Source organism: Rhodothermales bacterium (assembly GCA_034439735.1).
Taxonomy (GTDB): Bacteria; Bacteroidota; Rhodothermia; order Rhodothermales; family JAHQVL01; genus JAWKNW01.
Map to the genome: position 1 here is coordinate 1 of JAWXAX010000238.1, position 4,732 is coordinate 4,732.

Consider the following 4,732-nt stretch of genomic DNA (forward strand, 5'->3'; position numbering starts at 1 on the left):
TTACGAAGTAATCCAGCCATCAGACTGGCATTTTTCTGGGTCCCCGCCTGCGCGGGGATGACTTGCTCCTTATGCAATACGCAAATCTCAACAGTTTCTTAAGGTTTAAGGGATTTTTACTCCTTAAACCTTAAACCCCGAACCTTAACCCGTGATCGGAATTTGTGCACCAGATTCGAAGCATACCGCAAGTAGAGATCACTTTATGAAACTCGCAGTCTGTGTAAAAGCCACGCCGGACACGACCACGAAGGTGGCGATCGGGGCGGATGGGAAGTCGATTCAGGAAGACGGCATCCAGTGGATCATCAGCCCCTACGACGAATTCGCCATCGAGGAGGCGGTGAAGCTGAGCGAGACGAAGGGGGGAGAGGTCACCGTGGTGGTGATGGGCCCGCCGAGCGTCGAAAAGACGATCCGCGAGGCGCTGGCAATGGGGGCGCACAAGGCGATCCGGGTGCATTGCGACGCCGTCCCGTCCGACCCGGCCGTTATTGCAAAGGCCCTGGCGGATGTCCTCGGGCCAATGGGGTTCGACATCATCTTCACCGGCCGGCAGGCCATCGACGCGGACCACGGCCAGGTGCCCTCGCGCCTCGCCCAGATCCTGGGCCTGCCCTGCGCGACGGTGGTGGTGAAGCTGGAGATCGACGGCACCCGGGCCACGGCGCTGCGTGAAGTGGAAGGCGGGCACGAGAAGCTGCGGTTCAGCCTGCCGGCGGTCGTCGGCGCGAACCGGCACCTCAACGAACCCCGCTACCGCTCGCTCCGCGGCATCATGCAGGCGAAACGCGTCGCGATCGACGTCGTCACCCCCGCGCTCCAGGCGCCGGCGTTGGTCATCGAAAAGATGGCTCTCCCGCCCCAGAAATCCGGCAGCAAACTCTTTAAAAACGGAGCCGCCGACGCCGCCGAAGTGGTGCGGTTGCTGCACGAAGAAGCGAAGGTGATTTGAAGGAAAAAGGTAAAAGAGAAAAGGCAAAATGGTGTAAATCCAGATGTAAGCCCCTTTTTCCTTTTTCCTTTCCCCTTTTTCCTTTCCCCTTTTTCCTTTCCCCTTTCTCCTTTTCCCTTTTCCTTTTGCATTTTGCCTTGATCTCATGATCCTCGTCTTCACCGACATCCTCCAGGGCAGCGTTCGCCCGATCAATCAGGAAGTGTTTACGGCGGCCGTTGCGCTCGGTAAAGCGCTCTCGAAAGAGGTGGCTGCGTTGATGATGGGCAGCGGGGTCGCGTCGCTCGCCGGCGAGGCCGCGGCGTATGGGATCACGAAGACCCTGGTCGTCGACGACCCGAAGCTGGCGAAGTTCAGTCCGGATGCCTACGCCGCCGCCGCGGCCGAGGTCGCCCGGCAGAAAGGCGCTACGGTAATCCTGATGGGGGCGACGTTCACCGGAAAGGATGTGATGGCCCGTATGGCGCAGGCGCTGGGCGCCGGCCTGGCGCAGGACTGTACGGCGTTCCGGGTGGATGGTGCCTCGGTCGTCTTCACCCGCCCGATGTACGCCGGCAAAGTGCTCGCGGATGTCCGCGTAACGAGCCGGGTGGTGACCGCCACGCTGCGGTCGAAGTCGTTTAAGCCGGTCGAAGCTCCGGTGGCCGGCCAGGTCGAGACTCTCGCGGTGGCCGTGCCCGAGCCGAAAGTGGTCGTGGAATCCTACGAAGGCGCGACAAACGGCAAGCTGGACGTAACCGAGGCCGACATCATCGTGAGCGGCGGCCGCGGGTTGCAGGGAGCGGACAAGTGGGGCGTGATCGAGGACCTCGCCGGCGCCCTCGGCGCGGCGACGGGCTGCAGCCGCCCGGTATCCGACGACGGCTGGCGCCCGCACGAAGAACACATCGGGCAGACGGGCAAGACGGTCTCTCCCGTGCTTTACATCGCCTGCGGCATCTCCGGCGCGATCCAGCACGTGGCCGGCATGTCATCGTCGAAGTACATCGTCGCCGTCAACAAAGACCCCGAGGCGCCCATCTTCAAAGTGGCGGATTACGGGATCGTGGGGGATGTGTTTGAGGTGTTGCCGGCGATGACGGCGGCGGTGAGGAAGGTGAAGGGGTGAACCCGTAATGAGGGTTCGGTTTAGCGCTCGAGATTTATGCGGGTCAACGTGACCCTGAAGCGACTTCTCGGCATAAATACGCGCACCTCCTGTTGGCGACCTGGGGTATCCGTTCCATAGGGCGCGTCTATTTATTACTTATGCGAATCAGGAGTTGAAACGTCAAAAACGGGGCAAAACGTCATCCCCCGGTCAAAGCCGGGGGCAGGCTCTGGGCCCCGACCCAGGACCCAGAATCGGGGTTGCTAGCTTCTCTAGGTCCTGGATCAAGTCCAGGATGACGGGCTTTATTGACGCATTTAAGTTGTTATGCACTTTGAAACCACGCAAAATTGTGTCTTTCAACTCCTGATTCGCATTACCTCCCTATTTCAATGGGATTGGGCCCAAGAGCTATCAATCCGGAAACGGCCTTGAACCAAAGGTTGGCGTCGCCGCGCGACGCCGCATAATAGCCCCCGTGCTTCAGCTCGGGGGCACGGCCCTGACGACCTGCTCGTAACGAGAGACTTTGTAGGAGAGACGGCGTCGTTTACGGAGAGGGGGAGCAATTAAGAAAGTCCTAACCGTATATTCCAATGATTCGGGCTCTGTTAACCATCGTCGATCAAGCATCCACACGCAGACCGGCTGCCGTATATGCCCAGGGTATTCATCAGTTACACGAAGGGAGACGACGAGATCGTTGCCCAACTGCATAAGCGCCTGGAAGATCAGGGCGTGGCTGTGTGGCGCGATCAAGCGAGTCTTTACGGCGGAGATGCGTGGCCTAAGGCCCTGGGGGAGGCCGTTCGTGACCATGACTTCTTTCTGCTTTGCTGGTCAGAGCGCGCGAAAGACTCCCACTTCGTGGAGCTGGAGTGGAATACAGCGGTTGCGCTGAAGAAGCCCATCATTCCCTATTTCCTGGATGAGACGCCTCTACCTGCTGTGCTCAGTTCTATCAACGGGGTGCGCACAGAAGGCGAAATACTCACCGCCCTCGAAGCGCCGATCCCCCGCGTGGGGGCGGAGGAGCAAGGTAGGGTGGTGCGAGAGCTGGGGGCCGTGAAAGAAACCGATCCCTTCGAAGTTGCGAAGGTGATAAGGGCCACCTTTTTCCAGCCAGTCATGAACGTACAAGGCACGGTCATTCAGGTGGCGGGCGATTACGTAGCGGGAACGACAGAACCTGCCCTGCCGGAGAAACCGAAGCCGCTAGAGAAATGGCAAACCTGGGCAACGTTGATTGTGGCCCTTTTGACGACAACGACGTTATTACTGGATGTGCCGGAGAAGCTAGCGAATCTGTGGCAGAGGGAGGACCCCAGTGATGCAAAAACCTATACCGTCACCGGCATTATTCGGGAGGAGGGCACGCCATACGCTATAGAAGATGTTGTAGTGCGTTTACTGGACGTAGCAGAAGTGCAACCGGAGACCACAGACGCCTCTGGTGTATTTCGGTTTGAGCTGCGCACGAGCAACATCCAGGTGGAATTGGAGGGAATAAAAGAAGGATACGCGCCGCTTCGAGAAGACCCGATGCTGGTCTATCCGGAGACGAAGAATACCTATCATATGAGGAGATCGCCATGAACCGCACGGCCCCGATACTACTGCTGTCTATGCTCGTGGTGGGCAGCGCACAGGCCCAGCCCGCACGAGAACTACGAGGAAGCGTGGTGCTGCTCGATGAAAAGGGTCAGAAAGGCAAACCGGCTGAAGGCATTACTGTCGTGATCAAGGAGTCCCAGGGAAGCGACGACACGAATACAAATGGATTTTTCAGCATTCCGATACCGGAACTGTTTCGAGGGGGCGATAACGTGCGGCTGTCGATAGAAAAGGCGGGGTATCAGATTTACCGCCCTGTAGGTGGCGGGCAACGCATCCCGGCTGATCTAGCGCGCGACCAGATCGAAATACAACTTCTTCCTGTAGGATCCCCTCTGTTTTTGTCAGCCGAAAACATCGAGGGCTTCCTGCAAGAGGTTGCTGAAAAAGCGCGTGAAGAAGTAAGCCGTGCCGGGGAGACAAAAGTCAACGTCGATTTGAGCGGATCGCTGCGCGACTGGGCTACGCGGTATGGACGCGGCGTAGCGGAGGTACGCAGCGAAGTGGATGCGTGGATAGCCGACGTGGAGCAAAACAAGACCTCGGACTACTACCGGCTCGGGCTGGCTGCTTTTGCGAAGAACCAATTCGGGGCGGCGGCGGCGCACTTCAATCAATCAGCAAAGGAGAATGAAGAAGTGTTAGCGCGCGCAAGAGAAGAAGTAGACACTCTTCAGTTTAACGTAATCCGAGATTACCGAAATGAGGGGTCGGCGCACTATGCCGATTACAATTTTGAGGCGGCCCTGGAAGCGTATAAGAATGCTCATAGTCACACGGATACCACCTCATATACATGGTATTGGGCTGCTACAATTACTGAAATCGGGATGGCTCAGTATGAACAGGGGATTCGCATAGGAGGAGAAGTGGCTACCGGCTTTCTGAAGTCGGGCATTGCATCTTACCGCTTGGCGCTGGAAGTCAGAACGCGGGAGGCGCTGCCGCAGGATTGGGCGAGGACGCAGAATAACCTGGGGCTTACGCTTAATGATCTTGGTCTCCGCAGCGAAGGGGAGGCGGGGCTGCGGCTTTTGAGGGAAGCGGAAACGGCCTACCGCCTGGCGCTGGAA

At 58.3% G+C, this 4,732-nt stretch carries 4 protein-coding genes; all 4 read left to right on the forward strand.

All coding sequences use genetic code 11. The annotated features are described in order from the left end of the window. Window positions 1-205: 205 nt before the first annotated feature. Entirely contained in the window at window positions 206-955 is a 750-nt protein-coding gene (locus SH809_17285; GenBank protein ID MDZ4701469.1) for an electron transfer flavoprotein subunit beta/FixA family protein, read from the forward strand. A 145-nt stretch (window positions 956-1,100) separates the two neighbouring features. Continuing rightward, window positions 1,101-2,063: an electron transfer flavoprotein subunit alpha/FixB family protein gene (locus SH809_17290; protein ID MDZ4701470.1), complete on the forward strand. Its 963-nt coding sequence runs from the start codon at window positions 1,101-1,103 to the stop codon at window positions 2,061-2,063. A gap of 639 nt (window positions 2,064-2,702) precedes the next feature. Beyond that, window positions 2,703-3,641, forward strand: a complete 939-nt coding sequence (locus tag SH809_17295; protein MDZ4701471.1) for a toll/interleukin-1 receptor domain-containing protein — start codon at window positions 2,703-2,705, stop codon at window positions 3,639-3,641. Further along, on the forward strand, window positions 3,638-4,732 hold a 1,095-nt coding region (locus SH809_17300; protein MDZ4701472.1), incomplete at its 3' end, for a hypothetical protein. The genes SH809_17295 and SH809_17300, both read left to right, overlap by 4 nt.